The organism is Rhodococcus sp. MTM3W5.2 (genome assembly GCF_001984015.1).
Classification (GTDB): Bacteria; Actinomycetota; Actinomycetes; order Mycobacteriales; family Mycobacteriaceae; genus Rhodococcus_G; species Rhodococcus_G oryzae.
Map to the genome: position 1 here is coordinate 1,756,149 of NZ_CP019572.1, position 16,358 is coordinate 1,772,506.

At 68.6% G+C, this 16,358-nt stretch carries 16 protein-coding genes and 1 pseudogene; 16 read left to right on the top strand and 1 reads right to left on the bottom strand.

Translation table 11 applies throughout. From position 1 onward, the window contains the following. Positions 1 to 120: 120 nt before the first annotated feature. From BTZ20_RS08020 to BTZ20_RS08040, 5 genes are read left to right on the top strand one after another with little or no spacing between them, the layout of a single operon-like run. Complete coding sequence (locus BTZ20_RS08020; protein WP_077040995.1) at positions 121 to 582, top strand: DUF6069 family protein; 462 nt, start codon at positions 121 to 123, stop codon at positions 580 to 582. Further along, positions 579 to 1,808, top strand: a complete 1,230-nt coding sequence (locus BTZ20_RS08025) for an AI-2E family transporter (RefSeq protein WP_077040996.1) — start codon at positions 579 to 581, stop codon at positions 1,806 to 1,808. The genes BTZ20_RS08020 and BTZ20_RS08025 overlap by 4 nt, the downstream gene beginning before the upstream one ends. Positions 1,809 to 1,824: 16 nt before the next feature. Continuing rightward, a complete protein-coding gene (locus tag BTZ20_RS08030) occupies positions 1,825 to 2,364 on the top strand; it encodes a PH domain-containing protein (protein WP_077040997.1) in 540 nt (179 codons plus the stop codon). Positions 2,365 to 2,373: 9 nt separating this feature from the next. Next, entirely contained in the window at positions 2,374 to 3,051 is a 678-nt protein-coding gene (locus tag BTZ20_RS08035; protein WP_077040998.1) for a response regulator transcription factor, read from the top strand. Positions 3,052 to 3,063: 12 nt separating this feature from the next. Continuing rightward, a complete protein-coding gene (locus BTZ20_RS08040) occupies positions 3,064 to 4,347 on the top strand; it encodes a sensor histidine kinase (protein ID WP_077040999.1) in 1,284 nt (427 codons plus the stop codon). Between the two features lie 4 nt (positions 4,348 to 4,351). Here the strand turns inward: BTZ20_RS08040 and BTZ20_RS08045 are convergent, their stop codons facing one another. Beyond that, on the bottom strand, positions 4,352 to 4,912 hold the full coding sequence (locus BTZ20_RS08045; protein ID WP_077041000.1) for a GtrA family protein: 561 nt from the start codon (positions 4,910 to 4,912) through the stop codon (positions 4,352 to 4,354). A 71-nt stretch (positions 4,913 to 4,983) separates the two neighbouring features. Here BTZ20_RS08045 and BTZ20_RS08050 point away from each other — a divergent pair, with 71 nt between their 5' ends. The 11 genes and pseudogenes from BTZ20_RS08050 to BTZ20_RS08095 all read left to right on the top strand — a co-directional run bounded on the left by BTZ20_RS08050 (position 4,984) and on the right by BTZ20_RS08095 (position 16,350). After that, the gene (locus BTZ20_RS08050; protein ID WP_077043567.1) at positions 4,984 to 6,264 is read left to right on the top strand and encodes a 5-(carboxyamino)imidazole ribonucleotide synthase; all 1,281 of its coding nucleotides are present in this window, start codon (positions 4,984 to 4,986) and stop codon (positions 6,262 to 6,264) included. Further along, positions 6,248 to 6,766 (top strand): 5-(carboxyamino)imidazole ribonucleotide mutase, encoded by a 519-nt coding sequence (purE, locus tag BTZ20_RS08055; protein WP_077041001.1) that lies wholly within the window; start codon positions 6,248 to 6,250, stop codon positions 6,764 to 6,766. The genes BTZ20_RS08050 and purE overlap by 17 nt, the downstream gene beginning before the upstream one ends. A gap of 100 nt (positions 6,767 to 6,866) precedes the next feature. Next, positions 6,867 to 7,973, top strand: a complete 1,107-nt coding sequence (locus BTZ20_RS08060) for a hypothetical protein (protein ID WP_077041002.1) — start codon at positions 6,867 to 6,869, stop codon at positions 7,971 to 7,973. Between the two features lie 83 nt (positions 7,974 to 8,056). After that, positions 8,057 to 8,731 (top strand): TetR family transcriptional regulator, encoded by a 675-nt coding sequence (locus tag BTZ20_RS08065; RefSeq protein WP_077043568.1) that lies wholly within the window; start codon positions 8,057 to 8,059, stop codon positions 8,729 to 8,731. 122 nt (positions 8,732 to 8,853) lie between these two features. Further along, positions 8,854 to 10,014, top strand: a complete 1,161-nt coding sequence (locus BTZ20_RS08070; RefSeq protein WP_077041003.1) for an acyl-CoA dehydrogenase — start codon at positions 8,854 to 8,856, stop codon at positions 10,012 to 10,014. A 68-nt stretch (positions 10,015 to 10,082) separates the two neighbouring features. Next, positions 10,083 to 11,273 carry a sensor histidine kinase gene (locus BTZ20_RS08075; protein ID WP_077041004.1) on the top strand — a complete coding sequence of 397 codons (1,191 nt, stop codon included), beginning with the start codon at positions 10,083 to 10,085 and terminating at the stop codon, positions 11,271 to 11,273. 1 nt (position 11,274) lies between these two features. After that, positions 11,275 to 11,970 (top strand): response regulator, encoded by a 696-nt coding sequence (locus tag BTZ20_RS08080; RefSeq protein ID WP_077041005.1) that lies wholly within the window; start codon positions 11,275 to 11,277, stop codon positions 11,968 to 11,970. 170 nt (positions 11,971 to 12,140) lie between these two features. Further along, positions 12,141 to 12,251, top strand: a pseudogene (locus tag BTZ20_RS29740) (type IV toxin-antitoxin system AbiEi family antitoxin domain-containing protein); the annotation flags it as partial. Positions 12,252 to 12,356: 105 nt separating this feature from the next. Then, positions 12,357 to 12,992, top strand: coding sequence for an endonuclease domain-containing protein (locus tag BTZ20_RS08085; protein ID WP_223263676.1), 636 nt, complete (start codon positions 12,357 to 12,359; stop codon positions 12,990 to 12,992). A 158-nt stretch (positions 12,993 to 13,150) separates the two neighbouring features. Continuing rightward, positions 13,151 to 13,906 carry an ABC transporter ATP-binding protein gene (locus tag BTZ20_RS08090; protein WP_077041007.1) on the top strand — a complete coding sequence of 252 codons (756 nt, stop codon included), beginning with the start codon at positions 13,151 to 13,153 and terminating at the stop codon, positions 13,904 to 13,906. Beyond that, positions 13,900 to 16,350 carry an ABC transporter permease gene (locus BTZ20_RS08095; protein ID WP_077041008.1) on the top strand — a complete coding sequence of 817 codons (2,451 nt, stop codon included), beginning with the start codon at positions 13,900 to 13,902 and terminating at the stop codon, positions 16,348 to 16,350. The genes BTZ20_RS08090 and BTZ20_RS08095 overlap by 7 nt, the downstream gene beginning before the upstream one ends. Positions 16,351 to 16,358: the final 8 nt, after the last annotated feature.

Consider the following 16,358-nt stretch of genomic DNA (forward strand, 5'->3'; position numbering starts at 1 on the left):
TTCGACAAGCAGTGTGAGTCCCGTCGGGCACTCGTGCCTCATCCGTCGTGGGTGAAGCGTGTACGGCGCGGTCGGTGCGACCCTCACTGCGAACGACTGTGAGATCGAGGAAGGACAGCAATGACGAGCTATCCGGGAGAGCCGGGCATGTCCGGCACCCCAGGGACGCCAACGCGCGGCATCGCCGGGGGCAAGTTCTGGGCGGGTGCAGCCGCGGCCGCGCTGGTCACCGCGCTCAGCGCGTTGGTGGCCACGGTGATTCTCCGGGTCTTCGACCTGATGCCGCTCTCGCCGAACTGGTTGCCCGAGACCACCGTCGCGGTCCGTTTCGCCATCCTCGGGTTCATCGGGGCGCTCATCGCCGCCGGGCTGCTCTACGTGTTGCTGCTGACCACTCCGGGTGGCGACTCGTTCTTCGGCTGGATCGTCGGCCTGGTCACCCTGGCCATGGCCGTCGTGCCCTTCGCCTACGACGCGGTGATGGGTGACCGGATCGCCACGAGTCTGGTTCACCTCGCCATAGGCCTGCCGATCCTCGGCCTGTTGCCAGGCGTCGCCGATCGAGCCGCGGTGTGGAAATGAGTCGATCAGTCGCCACCGCCACCGCCACCGCCGCCGCGCCCGCATCCGCTCCGCCGTCCCCGGTGCCCGCCTCGACCTTGCCGCGCGGGCTGATCGTGCTGCTCGGCCTCGCGGGCGCCGTGGTCGCGATCGCAGGCACCAAGGCCTTTGCCGGGATCATCGGGCCGGTGTTCCTGGCACTGATGTTGGTGGTGGGTGTGCAGCCGCTGGGCGACTGGCTGCAGCGCAAGGGCGCACCCAAATGGGTCGCGGTGATCTCGACGCTGACGGCCGTCTACCTGATCCTGCTCGGTCTGGTCGCGGCGCTCGTCGTCTCGATCGCCCAGCTGGCCACGCTGCTGCCGCAGTACACCGACAAGGCCGACGAGCTGATCGCCAACGTGCAGGATCAGTTCGCCCAGATGAACATCGGTTCAGAACAGGTGGAGAAGGCGCTGTCGAGCATCGATCTCGGCAAGATCATCGGACTGGTCGACGACGTGTTGCTCGGGCTGCTGGGTGTCTTCTCGAATCTCTTCTTCATCCTGGCCCTGCTGATCTTCATGGCGATGGACGCGAGTTCGTTCGGCGAGCGGATGCGCGCGGTGGCCTACTCCCGCGCGGACATCGCCTACGCGTTCTCCTCCTTCGCCAGCGGTACCCGCAGCTACCTCATCGTGTCGACGGTGTTCGGCCTCATCGTCGCCGTGATCGACGCAGGCGCGCTCTGGGCCATGGGCATTCCGCTGCCGATCCTGTGGGGACTGCTCTCCTTCATCACCAACTACATCCCGAACATCGGGTTCGTGATCGGTGTGATCCCGCCAGCGCTGATCGCACTGTTGGAGGGCGGTCCGACGCTGATGCTGTGGGTGATCGTCGTCTACAGCGTCATCAACGTGATCATCCAGTCGGTGATCCAGCCCAAGTTCGTCGGCGAGGCCGTCGGGTTGTCGGTGACGCTCACGTTCTTGGCGTTGGTGTTCTGGGGATGGGTGATCGGGCCACTCGGCGCGCTGCTCGCCATTCCGATGACGCTGCTGGCCAAGGCGCTCCTGCTCGACATCGATCCGTCGACCAGGTGGGCCAACGCCCTGATCGCGGGCTCCCCGCCGACCGCGGATGAGCTGGCGACGGCCGAAGCCGAGGCCGCGAAGAAGACGGCGGAACTGCAGGCGGAGGCCGAATCCGCGGTCGAGGATGCGGTCGAAACCGAAGTCGTGGGTGCGGTCGGGGACGCGAAGTAGTCGATACGCTTTCCTGATGGGATATCCGGAGGACGCCCTCGCCACGGACGAGGAGCTGCTGCTGCACCGACACCCGCATTGGAAGATGCTGGTGTTGCCCGCGTTGACGTTCATCGTGGCGACGGCGCTCGCCGGGTTCGCGCTCGGACTCGCCCAGGACCGGCTCGACGGGACCGCCCGCTCCGTCGCGCTGATCGTGGTTGCGGTGGCCTGGGTCGGGATCGTCGGGTGGCGTTGTGTCGGACCGCTGTTGAGGTGGAAGTTCACCCACTTCATCGTCACGGACCGACGGGTCCTGATCCGGCACGGCGTGATCACCCACACCGGGATCGACATCCCGATGGGGCGGATCAGCAACGTGCAGTTCCGACACGGACTGATCGACCGGATGCTGCGGACCGGCACGCTGGTGATCGCGTCGGCGGCCGACGATCCGCTGGAGTTCGACGACATCCCGGATGTGCAGCGGGTGCATTCGCTTCTCTATCACCAGGTGTTCGACGCGATGAATCTCGATTCCGGTCCGCCGACGGAGTACGGTGGGGCCGCTCCGTAGGCTGGGGTCGTGACAGCCGTACTGCTTGCCGAAGACGACGAGGCCATCGCCGCCCCGCTCTCCCGTGCCCTTGGCCGTGAGGGCTACACGGTCACGGTCGAACCGACCGGTCCCGGGACCCTCGAGCTCGCTCTGAGCGGGTCGTTCGATCTGCTGGTTCTCGACCTCGGCCTGCCCGGCATGGACGGGCTGGAGGTGTGCAGGCAACTACGCGCGGGCGGCTCCGACCTCGCGGTACTGATGCTGACGGCGCGCACCGACGAGGTGGACTTCGTTGTGGGCCTCGACGCGGGCGCCGACGACTACGTCGGCAAGCCGTTCCGGCTGGCCGAGCTGATGGCGCGGGTTCGCGCGCTGATGCGCCGCCGCGGCGGCTCCGAGGACACCACCATCGCGGTGGGTGACATCAGGCTCGAACCTGCCGCCAGGCGCGTGCTGGTCGGCGGCTCCGAGGTCATCCTCGCGAACAAGGAATACGAGCTGCTCAAGGTCCTGCTCGACCGGGCGGGCGAGGTGGTCTCACGCGACGTCATCCTGCAGGAGGTGTGGGGTGACGCGGATCTGCGCGGCTCCAAGACCCTCGACATGCACATGTCGTGGCTGCGCAGGAAGATCGGCGACGAGGGTCCTGTCGCCGAGCGGCGCATCGCGACCGTGCGGGGCGTCGGCTTCCGGCTGAACACGTAGCCGGACGCAGACGTGCGCCGCCGAATCCTGCTCTCCATCCTGGCCGTCGTCATCCTCATCGCGCTCCTGCTGGGGCTGCCGTTGATGTACACCGCCTGGTTGTGGGTCGAGGACCTCACACGGAGCGATCTGCAGGCCAGGCTGGACCGGATGGCGGCGGAGATCGTCTCGCAGGAGGGCGAGCAGGGCGTGATCGTGGACGGTCTCGACACGGCGCCGCTGCGGCTGGTGGTCCCCGCAGGCGCCAAACTCACGGTGATCTATCCGACCCCGGGCGATCACGAGGTGCAGATCGACATCGGCGAGCCCGCGGTCGAGCAGCCCCTGATCGAGTCGCTCTCCATGGGCCGCTCTGGTTCGTTGCGGCTGGAGGCGCCGTCGGATTCGATGCGATCGCTCCAGCAGCAGGCGGTCGGGGCTGTCGCATTGGTGGTGTTGGCCTCACTCGGCGCGGGCGCGGCGGTGGCGACGGTGACCGCCAGACGGCTCGCGGATCCTCTGCGGGACGTCGCGGACCGCGCCGCCCGGCTGGCGGAGGGCGACTTCCGCAAGGACCCGCGCAGGCACGGGATCGCCGAACTGGACCGGGTGTCCGACGTGCTCGACGCGGTCACCGTCGAGATCTCCGGGCGGTTGCAGCGCGAGCGGGCGCTGGTCGGCGACGTCTCCCATCAGCTCCGCAGCCGGCTCACCGCGGTGCGGCTGCGGCTCGACGAGTTGTCGGTGCACCCGGATCCCGCGGTGGTCGATGAGGCGACCGAGGCGTTGGGACAGGTGGACCGGCTGACGGTGGCGATCGACGAGCTGGTGCGGTCGTCTCGGATGGCAGCCGAGCTCCCGGAACCCGTCGCGGTGGTCCGGGAGCTCGCCGGGGTCGTTTCCGACTGGCAGCGGCCCTACCGGGACGCGGGCCGGGACCTGGTGCTGCGGGGCGAGGCCGCGGTGATGTCGACGGCAAGGTCCTCGCGACTGCGCGAGTCCGTGTCCGTGCTGGTCGACAACGCACTCATGCACGGCGGTGGCACCTGCACCGTGGCCGTCCGGTCGGTGCCGGGGACGGCGGAGCACGAGGCGATGGTCTGTGTGGAGGTCGGCGACGAGGGCGAGGGCGTCAGCGACGAACTGGCCCCGCACATCTTCGACCGCGGGTTCTCCGGCGGCGGATCGACGGGCGTCGGGCTGGCATTGGCCAGGGCCCTGGTCGAGGCGGACGGCGGCCGGCTCGATCTCCAGCGCAGGCGACCCGCGCTGTTCGCGGCGTTCCTGCCGATGGCGCCCGATGCGGAGCCGCGTTAGCGGGCTAGCTGTGTCCGAGCTCTTCCTCGGCGAGTTCCTCGGGCGTCGGGTCGAAGCCGGTGGACCCGGCCGCCGCACCCCTGGCGTTCTCCTCGGGGAACGCGAACCGGCGCAGCGCCCAGAATCGGAAGACCATCTGCAGCACGTTGCCGATGACGTAGTTGAGGATGAAGTCGACGATCACCAGCGTGGTCAGGCTCGCCGTTGCCCGGAAGTCGAAGACATTGTTGGCGATGAACAGCGGCGCCGCGGCGATGACGACGCCGATGCCGCTGATGGTGAAGAACAGCAAGGCCTCGTGGTGGCGCTCGCGGCCGCCGCGGTTCTTGAAGGACCATTCCCGGTTGAGGATGTAGCTCAAGATCGTGGCCATCACGCCGGAGATGATCTTGGCGACGACGGGCTTCTGTTCGAGAATGGTCAGGCTCAGCGAATAGAAGATCGCGAGGTCGAAGACCATGGTCGTGCCGCCGACGATCGCGAACTTGATCAGCTCGTGATGGCGAAGGACCACGTCCCGGAAGGGCTGGGGTACGCGGCTGACCGCCTGATCGACTAAAGACACAACGACTGAGTGTACGAAAGAGGACGCCGATCCGACGAACTGACACTCCGATCGTGGGTTCGGAGGCCGTCATGACACCATTGACTGCCGTGAGCGTCGATTCCGGATCCCAGCACCGCCCAAGCACCCCCCGCGGCCCGAATGCCGGATTGCCGGTGGTCGCGATGATCGGCGGCGGGCAGTTGGCCCGGATGACCCATCAGGCCGCCATCGAACTCGGTCAGTGCCTCCGGGTGCTCTCAGGCGGCCCCGACGAGCCGGCCGCCAAGGTGTGCGCGGATGTCGTGATCGGCAGCCACACCGACCTCGACGCGCTCCGGGAGGTCGCGGCCGGGGCCAGCGCCCTGACCTTCGACCACGAGCACGTCCCGACCGAGCATCTCGAGGTCCTCGTCGCGGAGGGCGTGAACGTCCAGCCGCCGCCGCAGGCGTTGATCTACGCGCAGGACAAGCTCGCCATGCGGCGCAAGCTCGCGGAGCTGGGCGCGCCCGTGCCCGCGTTCGCGGAGATCACCTGGGCGGGCGACGTCGTGCGATTCGGCGACGAGCACAACTGGCAGATCGTGATCAAGGCGGTTCGGGGCGGCTACGACGGGCGCGGCGTGTGGATGCCGGCCGATTCCGACGAGGCCGAGGCCATCGTGACAGAGCAGCTCGACAAGGGCGTCGCCCTCATGGTCGAGCAGAAGGTGTCGATGCGGCGGGAGCTGTCCGCGATGGTCGCGCGATCGCCGTTCGGGCAGGGTGCGACCTGGCCGGTCGTGGAGACGGTGCAGCGCGACGGGCAGTGCGCGGTGGTGATCGCCCCTGCCCCCGAGCTGTCCGACTCACTCGCCATGGAGGCCGAGCAGATGGCGCTGCGCATCTCCGCCGAACTGGGCGTCGTCGGGTCGATGGCGGTGGAGCTGTTCGAGACCACCGACGGGCGGCTGGTGGTGAACGAGCTGGCGATGCGGCCGCACAATTCCGGGCACTGGACCCAGGACGGGGCGCGGACGTCGCAGTTCGAGCAGCACCTGCGTGCGGTGCTCGACTACCCGCTCGGCGACACGGCGCCGATCGCGCCGGTCACCGTGATGGCGAACGTGCTTGGCGCGGAGTCGGCCCCGGAGATGAGCATGGACGAGCGCCTGCATCACCTGTTCGCCCGGATGCCCGACGCGAAGGTGCACCTCTACGACAAGGGCGAGCGGCCTGCCCGCAAGATCGGACACGTCAACGTGGTCGGCGGCGCGCAGGGCTCGATCGCCGACGAGGCGTACGTCGCGGCGGTACGTGAGCGGGCCGAGCGGGCGGCACACTGGCTCTCGCACGGGGAATGGACCGACGGATGGGATGTGCACGGTGAGTGATTCGAATGGGCCCGTTGTCGGCCTGATCATGGGTAGCGACTCGGACTGGCCGACGATGGAGGCGGCCGCCGAGGCCCTCGCCGAGTTCGGGATCCGGTTCGAGGTCGGTGTCGTCTCGGCGCACCGGACCCCGCAGCGGATGCTCGACTACGCCCGTGAGGCCGCCGATCGCGGTATCAAGGTGATCATCGCGGGCGCGGGTGGGGCGGCGCACCTGCCGGGCATGGTCGCGTCGGCGACGCCGCTCCCGGTGATCGGCGTGCCCGTACCGCTCAAGTACCTCGACGGCATGGATTCGCTTCTGTCGATCGTGCAGATGCCCGCGGGCGTGCCGGTCGCGACGGTGTCGATCGGTGGCGCGCGCAACGCTGGGTTGCTGGCGGCGCGGATCCTCGGCGCCTCGGACCCCGCGCTGCGTGCGGCGATGGCGACGTTCCAGGCCGGACTCGAGGCGATGGTGCTGGAGAAGGACGCGGCGCTTCGCTCGAAGCTGCTGGACTGAGAGTTCTGCGAATCGGCTCACCCGAGCGGATCTCCCGGGGTTAAATGGCGTCGTCCGGATTACGTTTGACGCTGTAACGAATCCCTCAGGGAGTGTCCTCATGCCTGCGCCGCTTGACGAATACCCGATCCATCAGACACCGCTCTCGATGGCCCGGGTCGCCTCCAGTGACAAGAACTTCTACGACCGGTCCTATTTCAACGCGATCGACACCCAGGGTGAGCTGTTCCTGGTGAGCGGCTTCGGTGTGTACCCGAACCTCGGTGTCACCGACGCGTTCGCCACCATCCGCAAGGGTGAGCGGCAGTGGGCGGTCAAGTTCTCCGATGCGCTCGAGGAGCGTTCGATGGATCTCGCCGTCGGCGGGTATCGGATCGAGGTGCTCGAGCCGCTGCGCAGGCTGCGGATGGTCTGTGAGGGCGACGGCGAGGGCGGACTCGGGTTCGACCTCACGTGGGAGGGTTCCGGCCCCGCGATCTCGGAGCAGCCGCACCTGTTGATGAGCAAGTTCCGGCCGACCCTGGACGCGAGTCGTTTCGCGCAGACCGGCACGTGGGCCGGCGTGCTGTCGGTCGACGGCGAGGACGTCGTGGTGAGCCCGGATCGCTGGATCGGCAGCCGTGATCGGTCCTGGGGCATCCGTCCGGTCGGCGACGGGGACCCGGCCGGCCGGCTCGCCGACGAGCCGTCCGAGGGCTTCTGGTGGATGTACGTGCCGCTGCGTTTCGACGATTTCTCGATCATCGTGATCCTGCAGGAGAACCCCGACGGCTACCGGACGCTGAACGATGCGACCCGGGTGTGGAACGACGGCCGGATCGAGCAGCTCGGCTGGCCGCGCTATGACATCAAGTACCACCCCGGCACCCGCAGGCCCTTCGCGGCGACGCTGCACCTGACCGCATCCGACGGCAGCCCGCTGACCGTCGAGGTGACCCCGCGCGACGGTCTCGCGTTGCATGTCGGTGCCGGATACGGCGGCGACCCGGAGTGGACGCACGGGCAATGGCGCGGCCGCAACTGGAGTTCCCGGTCGGTGTACGACCTCACGGACCCCGCGATCGCGGCGCGAATTCCGTACGGCGTCAACGAGTATCCGTCCAGCGTCACCTGCAACGGTGTTCCGGGTGCAGGCATGTTCGAGCACGCGAGCATGGGCAGGCACGATCCGACCGGCTTCGCGGACTGGGGTTCGGTGGCGCCCTAGGCCGCTCCGCGGCCTGTGCGCGGTTGACGGGTGCAGGGACTCGTCAACCGCGCACGGGCGGCGCAGCCGCCTACGCTGTGCTCATGCCCGACGACACTGACCGCTTCCGTCTCCACGTGGTGTCGGAGGCGTTGCGGCTCTTCTCCGAGAAGGGCTACGAGGCGACCAGCGTCGACGAGATAGCCGAGGCGGCCGGCATCTCGCGTCGCACCTTCTTCCGGCAGTTCCGCTCCAAGGAAGACGTGGTGTTCGCCGACCACGAGATCCTGCTGGCCCAGGCGCAGGAGCACCTCGCCGCCGATCATGACGACCCGTGGGACGCGGTCTGCGACGCCGCGATGATCGTCTTCGAACGGTTCTCGCAGTGGAACGACATGGCGACCCGGCGTTACGCGGTGGTGCACGAGGTACCCGCGCTACGGGACCGGGAGATCGTCACCGGATTCCGGTACGAGCGATTGTTCGTCGACTACCTGCGCCGGGCGCTGCCCGGCGAGCCGGACCTGTCGATGGTGCAGTTCTCCGCCTCGGTGACCGCCACGCACAACTACCTCCTACGCCGGATGGTGCGCGACGGCGCCAGGACCACCTCCGAAGACCTGCGCGCGGCGTTGGCCGACATCAGGCGCGGCGTCGGCCGACGTGATGCCTCGGCGGCCGAGGGGGACGGCGAGATGGTGGTGGCGGTGTTCCCGCGCGGCACCGCTCCGCGCCGGGTGGCGGAGCTGCTGCGCCGCAGGCTCGAGGAGGACACGTAGAGCTTGGCACTCGGTGCCGCAGTGTGGCACGTCTAACCGGCTTCTTGTCGGGTTCGTGCGGTATGATTGCCCGTGAATGGCACTGAGTGCCGCGCCCCGAGACTTTCACGAGGAGCAACCAGATGGCTGGCAACCCCGACTTCGACCTGTTCAAGCTCGCCGACGAGCACGATGAGCTGCGGGCCGCGATCCGCGCGCTGTCGGAGAAGGAGATCGCGCCCTACGCGAAGGATGTCGACGAGAACTCCCGGTTCCCCGAGGAAGCTCTCAAGGCACTCGTCAACTCCGGCTTCAACGCGATCCACGTCCCTGAGGCCTATGACGGCCAGGGCGCCGATTCCGTGGCCACCTGCATCGTGATCGAGGAGGTGGCCCGCGTCTGCGGCTCGTCCTCGCTGATCCCCGCCGTCAACAAGCTCGGCACCATGGGCCTGATCCTCAACGGCTCGGAGGAGCTCAAGCAGCAGGTCCTCCCGTCGCTCGCCTCGGGCGAGGCGATGGCTTCCTACGCGCTCTCCGAGCGGGAGGCGGGCTCCGACGCCGCCAGCATGCGCACCCGCGCGAAGGCCGACGGTGACGACTGGATCCTCAACGGCTCCAAGTGCTGGATCACCAACGGCGGCAAGTCGACCTGGTACACCGTCATGGCCGTCACGGACCCCGACAAGGGCGCCAACGGCATCTCCTCCTTCATGGTGCACAAGGACGACGAGGGCTTCGTCGTCGGCCCGAAGGAGAAGAAGCTCGGCATCAAGGGCTCGCCCACCGCGGAGCTGTACTTCGAGAACTGTCGCATTCCCGGCGACCGCATCATCGGCGCGCCCGGCACCGGCTTCAAGACCGCTCTGCAGACCCTGGACCACACCCGCCCGACCATCGGTGCCCAGGCTGTCGGCCTGGCGCAGGGTGCGCTCGACGCGGCCCTCGCGTACACCAAGGACCGCAAGCAGTTCGGCAAGTCGATCTCCGACTTCCAGGCCGTGCAGTTCATGCTCGCCGACATGGCGATGAAGGTCGAGGCCGCTCGTCTGATGGTCTACACCTCGGCCGCCCGCGCCGAGCGCGGCGAGAAGAACCTCGGCTTCATCTCGGCCGCCGCCAAGTGCTTCGCCTCGGACGTCGCGATGGAGGTGACCACGGACGCCGTGCAGCTGTTCGGTGGCGCCGGCTACACCACCGACTTCCCGGTGGAGCGGATGATGCGCGACGCCAAGATCACCCAGATCTACGAGGGCACCAACCAGATTCAGCGAGTCGTGATGTCGCGCGCCCTGCTCAAGTGAGCTGACGCGTGCGTCGCCTCGTGGCCGGTGAGCTCGCTCACCGGCCACAGGTGTTTACCCTGGGGTCCATGCCCCGATTCCCGCTGAGTGAGCGCTGGTACCGCTGGAGCGCCGATCACGCCGTCGGGATCGATCGCACCGTCGCGGCGTTCTTCGCGCTCATCGGGGTGGCGGCGTCGGTCGCCGTCGGGTGGGTCGACGTGGTGATCGCGCTGGGACTCACGGTGCCGCTGGCCTGGCGCCGCATCCGGCCGGTCGCGGCCGCCGCGGTGGTCGCGTTCTTCTCGGTGGCGTATCTGATCATCTCGAGCGACCAGACCAATCTCGTCATGCCCGGCATCTGTGTTCCGATTGCGTTGTACGCACTCGCGGCATACGGACCGAGGTGGGCGAGCGGATGGGGTCTCGCGGCCGCCATCGTCGGAGTGATCGCGGCGGGCCTCCGGTATTTCGGAGGCGCCGAGTCCACGTGGCAGGCCCACGCTTTCCTGATCGCCTTCCTGATCGTGTACGTCACCGCGGTTTGGGCATTCGGCGACCTGCGCCGGGTGCGCAACCAGGAACTCGAGGGACTCACCGAGCGGGCCCGGCTGCTCGAACTCGAACGGGCTCAGGAGGCGGAGATCGCCGCCATCAACGAGCGCACCCGGATCGCGCGGGAGATGCACGACATCGTCGCGCACTCGCTGACCGTCGTGATCGCCCAGGCCGACGGTGGTCGATACAGCGCGGCCGCCGATCCCGCCGCGGCGGTCACGGCGCTGGAGACCATCTCCCAGACCGGGCGGCAGGCGCTGACGGACATGCGCGCGCTGCTGTCCGTGCTCCGTGAGGACCGGCCACGCGAGTACTCCTCGACGCCAGGGGTTTCGGATATCGATACGCTGATCGAAGAGGTCCGCAAGGGCGGCCTCGGCGTGCAGCTCACCACCGACGGGGAGCGGCGCGTGCTGTCCACGGGCGCCGAGCTGACGGCGTACCGGATCGTGCAGGAATCGCTGACCAACGTGCTCAAGCATGCGGGTCCCGCGGCCAGTGTCGAGGTCACCGAGCGCTGGACCGACGAGGCGCTGGAACTGACGGTCGTCGACGACGGCAGGGGAGCGTCCGGCGCCCTGGTCGCACCCTCTGCGGGAGGGCAGGGTGTGCTCGGGATGCGCGAACGGGCCGAGTTGTACGGCGGCAGCTTCGAGGCCGGGCCCGCCGCAGGCGGTGGCTACCGGGTGCACACCGCGCTGCCATATTCGAGAGGTGAATGACATGTCCGATGCCACAACGGGTCCGATCCGGATCGCGATCGTCGACGATCAGCAGCTGGTCCGAGCGGGCTTCCGGATGGTGATCGACTCCCAGCCCGACATGAGCGTCGAGGTCGAGGCCTCGGACGGCGAGCAGGCACTCCGTGAGCTCGCGCGCGTTCCGGTCGATGTGGTTCTGATGGACGTACAGATGCCGAACCTGGACGGCATCGAGGCCACCCGTCGCCTGACCGCGCTGGAGCACTCGCCGAAGGTGGTGGTGCTCACCACCTTCGACAACGACGAGTACGTGGTCGCCGCGATCTCCGCCGGTGCCAGCGGCTTCCTGCTCAAGGACGCGCAGCCGGAGGACCTGCTCGCGGCGCTGCGGACCGTGTACCGAGGGGACGCGGTGATCGCCGCGCGGTCGACCCGTCGGCTGCTCCAGCACGTGGGTCCGATGCTGGCAGGCGCGTCCACGGTCGAGCGCCCGCAACTGCCCGACGACCTGACGCCCCGTGAGGTGGAGGTGCTCGAGGCGATGGCGCACGGATTGTCCAACACCGAGATCGCGGAGAAGTTCTTCGTCTCCGAGGCGACCGTGAAGACGCACGTGGGCCGGGTGCTGGCGAAGACGGGATCGCGGGACCGGGTGCAGGCGGTGGTGTTCGCGTACCAGACCGGTCTGGTGCAGCCGGAGGATCTGCTCGGCGGGTAGCCCCGGCGCCAGGTCACACTCTGTGCGCACGATGCGCGAATCCTGGCGAGACATGCACGGACTGTGGGCTCAGTCCGGGTTGCCCGCACCTCAGACTTCCATCCACAAGCCGTGGCGTCTGCCCAGGGCGATGCCCACGACCATCAGGATGCGGGCGCGAGGGTCATGTCATGAATCCCTTCGGAGTACGCACCCGAGCCGAGTTGCTCGAGGCAGGCGTCAGCAGCAGCACCATCCACGATCGATGCCGCCGCGGTCGGTACACGCGCCTGGCGCCTGGCGTCTATTGCATCTGTGATCCGACCCCGCACGCCCTGTGCTCGGCAGCCGTCCTGTGGCAACCGACCGCGGTGCTGAGCCACCGAACGGCCGCCTGGGTGTGGAACATGCTTCCCGCCCCCACCGTCATCGAGGCCACTGTGCCCGCCCATGTCAGCGTGCGACCGCTGAGCTGGCTTCGGCTGTACAGACGAGCAGTGGCGAAGGAGAACGTCACTTCGGCATGGGCGATGCCGGTTGTGGATCCTGAACGCGCCATGCTGGATTCGGTGACGGTGTTGCCGCGGCGAGAGGCGGACGCCCTGGTCGATGCACACATCCGAACCAGTGTGAATGCCAGAAAGCTACAACAGATGTGTGATGGCGATGCCGGACGGAAGGGGGTCAGGGAGCAGCGCAGGCAACTGTATGCGGCCGCCGGCTGGGCGGCCTCCGAACCGGAGCGGCTGTTCGGCCGGGCGCTGGCCGCTCGTCGCTGCAAACTGGAACCGAACCATCCGGTGGGCAACTACTACTGCGACTTCGTCGACGAGCGCTCCCGGACGATCGTCGAGATCGACGGGCGCGAGTTCCACAGCGAACCAGAGGTGTTCCGGAGGGACAGGCGCCGTCAGAACCGGCTCGTTCTCGATGGCTGGCTGGTGCTGCGGTACGCGGCGCACGACGTCTACCAGCACCTTGACGAGATCGCGAACGAGACGGTGGCGGTCGTCAGGAAAAGACGGCGGACGCGGCCGGACTGAGCGCACATTCTGCGTACAACTCGACGGCATTCGCGCGTTCGGGCGACACAGTGTGAGAGTAATCCGGGCGCAGTCCTACCCAGGTATGACGCGGCCGCAGCGAGGATCCGTCCGCACGCCGACGCGCCGAGTGGGGTGTCGTTCGTAGCGTCGTGGACATGAATGCACCCACCATCACACGAACCGCCGCGGTCCGCGCCGTCGGCCTGAGCAAGAGCTACGGCGAGGGCGAAGCGGCCGTGCGCGCCCTCGACGGTGTGCACACCGAGTTCTTGGGCGCGGCCTTCACCGCGATCATGGGACCGTCGGGGTCGGGCAAGTCCACCCTGATGCACTGCCTGGCCGGGCTGGACACGGCGACCTCCGGGCTGGTGTACCTCGGGGACACCGAGCTGACCGGGATGAGCGACCGGGAGCTGACCGAATTGCGCCGTCACCGAATCGGATTCGTGTTCCAGGCCTTCAATCTTCTTCCGGTGCTCACCGCGGAGGAGAACATGCTCCTGCCCATGCGACTGGGCGGAGTTGACCCGGATCCGGAGTGGATGGCGGAGATCGTCGGACGACTGGGTCTCACCGAACGCCTCGGACACCTGCCGCACGAGCTGTCCGGCGGCCAGCAGCAGCGCGTCGCGGTCGCCAGGGCCCTGCTGCCCAGGCCCGACGTCATCTTCGCCGACGAGCCGACGGGAAACCTCGATTCACGCTCGGGCACCGAGGTACTCGAGTTGCTCCGTTCCAGCGTCCGAGAGTTCGGGCAGACGGTCGTGATGGTCACCCACGACCCGGTGGCGGCGTCCTATTCGGACCGGGTGGTGCTGATCGCCGACGGGCGGATCGCCGGCGAGATCGATCGCCCGACGACCGATTCGGTGATCGAGACGATGCGCGAACTCGGGACTCGGGCATGCTGAGGCTCACGCTCGCGCAGGCACGCGCACACTTCGGGCGTTACCTGGCCGCGATGCTCGCGGTGCTCATCGCGGTGGCCTTTGTCGTCGCGACCCTGGTGCTCAGTTCCACGGCCACCGCGGGCGTCACCAATTCCCTTGCCGGACAGTATCGGAGCACCGACTACGTGGTCTCCGATCTCGGGGACGGTCTGCAGGCACAGCGGGCCGCGGATGCCGTCCGGTCGGTGCCCGGTGTGAGGGCGGTGACCACCGATGTCTCCACACCGGTGAAGGTGACGGCGGCGGGGTCGGGCAAATCGTTCGGCGCGGCCACGTCGGTGGCCGCGGATGCGGACCTGCGCTGGCAGAAGTTGGCGGACGGCCGCTTCCCGAGTGCGGCACGCGAGATCGCGGTCGGCTCGAATTCCGACCTGCCGATCGGAACCCGCGTCGCGGTGACGGCGCTGGGTGAGACCACCGGCCCGGACGCCGGCGAGGCCACCGTCGTGGGCACGGTGGACCTCGACGGCACCGCGCAGCGATTGGACGGCATCTCGGTCTTTGCCACCGCGGCGGACATCGAGGCATGGACCGACGGCCAGGCCTCCAGGGAGATGCGCGTCGCAGGCGGCGACCGCGAGGCCGTCGCCGGTGCGCTCGCGCCCGGCGCCACGGTGATCACCGGTGCCGAGAAGGCCAAGGAGGTCTCGGCGAGGTTCCTCGGTGGCAGTGACATGCTGCGCAACGTGCTGCTCGCGTTCGGAGCGCTCGCGGTGGTGGTGTCCGGACTGGTCATCGCGAACACGTTCGCGGTGCTGCTGGCTGCACGAACCCAGGAGCTGGCGTTGCTCCGCTGCGTCGGCGCGACCAGCGATCAGATTCGCCGCAGCGTCCGCATCGAGTCGCTGGTGGTGGGGCTGGTGGCCTCGGTTGCCGGTCTTGCGACGGGCGTGGGCTTGGCCTGGGCAGTGACCGAAGTCGCAGGCGCGCTTGATGTTCCCATTCCGCTCGATCACCTCTCCGTCTCGCCTGTCGCGCTCGCGGTCGGCCTGCTGGTCGGAGTCGTCGTCACATACCTGGCTGCGGTCGCGCCCGCGCGGGCGGCCACCGCCGTGTCGCCGCTCGCCGCCCTGACCCCCGCCGAGGCCAAGCCCGAACCCGTGCGGTCGTCGCGGCTGCGACGGATCATCGGCGTGACGGGCCTGATCGGCGGCGCCGCTGTGCTGACCGCAGGCGTGCTGGGCAAGCAGGTACTGGTGGCTGCCGGGGGTGCGCTGGTCTGCTTCGTCGCGGTGGTCCTGCTGTGCCGATACATCATTCCGCCCGCGGTTGCGGCGTTCGGAAAGGGGCTGGGACGTGTGTCGGGTCCGTTGGGGGAGCTGGCGGCGGGCAACGCGGGCCGCAATCCCCGCCGCACCACGGCCACGGCGACGGCGTTGCTGATCGGCGTCTGTGTGACCGCGACGATGATCGTCGGGATCGCAACTGTCAAGGCCAGTGCCCCGAGCGCGCTCGACGAGCAGTTCCCCATCGATGTCTCGGTGGCAGGCGACCCGGGTTCCGCACTGCCTGCGACGCTGGGCGAGCGGCTCGGCGAGGTGGATCGGGTGACTGCGGTCGCGGCGCTCTCGAGCGGCGAGGTGAGCACCGCTGCCGGGAAGGAGTTGACCGTGACCGGGGTGGATCCGGCCGAGGCGGCCGCGGCGTTGCGGGTGCCGATCACGCTGCCGAGGTCCGGCCAGATCGTGGTGCCGCCGGAACTCCTCGAGGAGTGGGGCGCGCGCGCAGGCGAGCCGATCGACGTCCGGGGTGCGGGCACCACCAGGAGCCTGACGGCGGTGGAGGGAACGGAGGGTCCGCCGCCCCTGATGGTCCGCGAGGACCTGGCAGCGGTGACGGCTAACCCGGCAGTGGATTCGCTGTGGGTCCGCTTTGCCGATGGCCTGACCGACGACGAGATCGCGACCGTGCAAAAGGAGGTCACCTCGCTGGCCACCGACAGTGTGCCGACCGCGGAGATCGGCGGGGCGGTGGCCATGCGAGCGGCACTCAACTCGGTCCTGGACACCATGCTGATGATCGTGGTGGGCCTGTTGTCGGTCGCGATCCTGATCGCGGTCATCGGGGTGGGCAACACGATGGCGCTGTCGGTGATCGAACGTCGACGCGAGAGCGGTCTGTTGCGGTCGATCGGTGTCACCCGAGCCGGACTGCGAACGCTGCTGATCTACGAGGCGGTCCTGGTGTCTGTGGTCGCGTCGGTGCTCGGTGTGGTGCTCGGGCTGGTCTTCGGGCTGGCGGGCACGGCCTCGGTGTTCGGTGTCGACGACCTGGTGCTGCCCTCGCTGCCCTGGCTCGCGCTGGCGGCGACGGTGTTGGTCGGCGGGATCGCCGGGGTGATCGCGGCGCTGCTGCCCGCGAGGAGCGCCGCGAAGGTGTCGCCCGTCGAGGCGATGGCGGCCTAATCTGGACG

What these genes read in the sequence shown, in the direction of transcription:
- BTZ20_RS08090 (WP_077041007.1), top strand. Translation starts at nt 13,151, where the DNA reads ATGAATGCACCCACCATCACACGAACCGCCGCGGTCCGCGCCGTCGGC.
- BTZ20_RS08065 (WP_077043568.1), top strand. Translation starts at nt 8,057, where the DNA reads ATGCCCGACGACACTGACCGCTTCCGTCTCCACGTGGTGTCGGAGGCG.
- BTZ20_RS08060 (WP_077041002.1), top strand. Translation starts at nt 6,867, where the DNA reads ATGCCTGCGCCGCTTGACGAATACCCGATCCATCAGACACCGCTCTCG.
- BTZ20_RS08095 (WP_077041008.1), top strand. Translation starts at nt 13,900, where the DNA reads ATGCTGAGGCTCACGCTCGCGCAGGCACGCGCACACTTCGGGCGTTAC.
- BTZ20_RS08050 (WP_077043567.1), top strand. Translation starts at nt 4,984, where the DNA reads ATGACACCATTGACTGCCGTGAGCGTCGATTCCGGATCCCAGCACCGC.
- purE (WP_077041001.1), top strand. Translation starts at nt 6,248, where the DNA reads ATGTGCACGGTGAGTGATTCGAATGGGCCCGTTGTCGGCCTGATCATG.
- BTZ20_RS08020 (WP_077040995.1), top strand. Translation starts at nt 121, where the DNA reads ATGACGAGCTATCCGGGAGAGCCGGGCATGTCCGGCACCCCAGGGACG.
- BTZ20_RS08070 (WP_077041003.1), top strand. Translation starts at nt 8,854, where the DNA reads ATGGCTGGCAACCCCGACTTCGACCTGTTCAAGCTCGCCGACGAGCAC.
- BTZ20_RS08075 (WP_077041004.1), top strand. Translation starts at nt 10,083, where the DNA reads ATGCCCCGATTCCCGCTGAGTGAGCGCTGGTACCGCTGGAGCGCCGAT.
- BTZ20_RS08080 (WP_077041005.1), top strand. Translation starts at nt 11,275, where the DNA reads ATGTCCGATGCCACAACGGGTCCGATCCGGATCGCGATCGTCGACGAT.
- BTZ20_RS08030 (WP_077040997.1), top strand. Translation starts at nt 1,825, where the DNA reads ATGGGATATCCGGAGGACGCCCTCGCCACGGACGAGGAGCTGCTGCTG.
- BTZ20_RS08085 (WP_223263676.1), top strand. Translation starts at nt 12,357, where the DNA reads ATGCTTCCCGCCCCCACCGTCATCGAGGCCACTGTGCCCGCCCATGTC.
- BTZ20_RS08025 (WP_077040996.1), top strand. Translation starts at nt 579, where the DNA reads ATGAGTCGATCAGTCGCCACCGCCACCGCCACCGCCGCCGCGCCCGCA.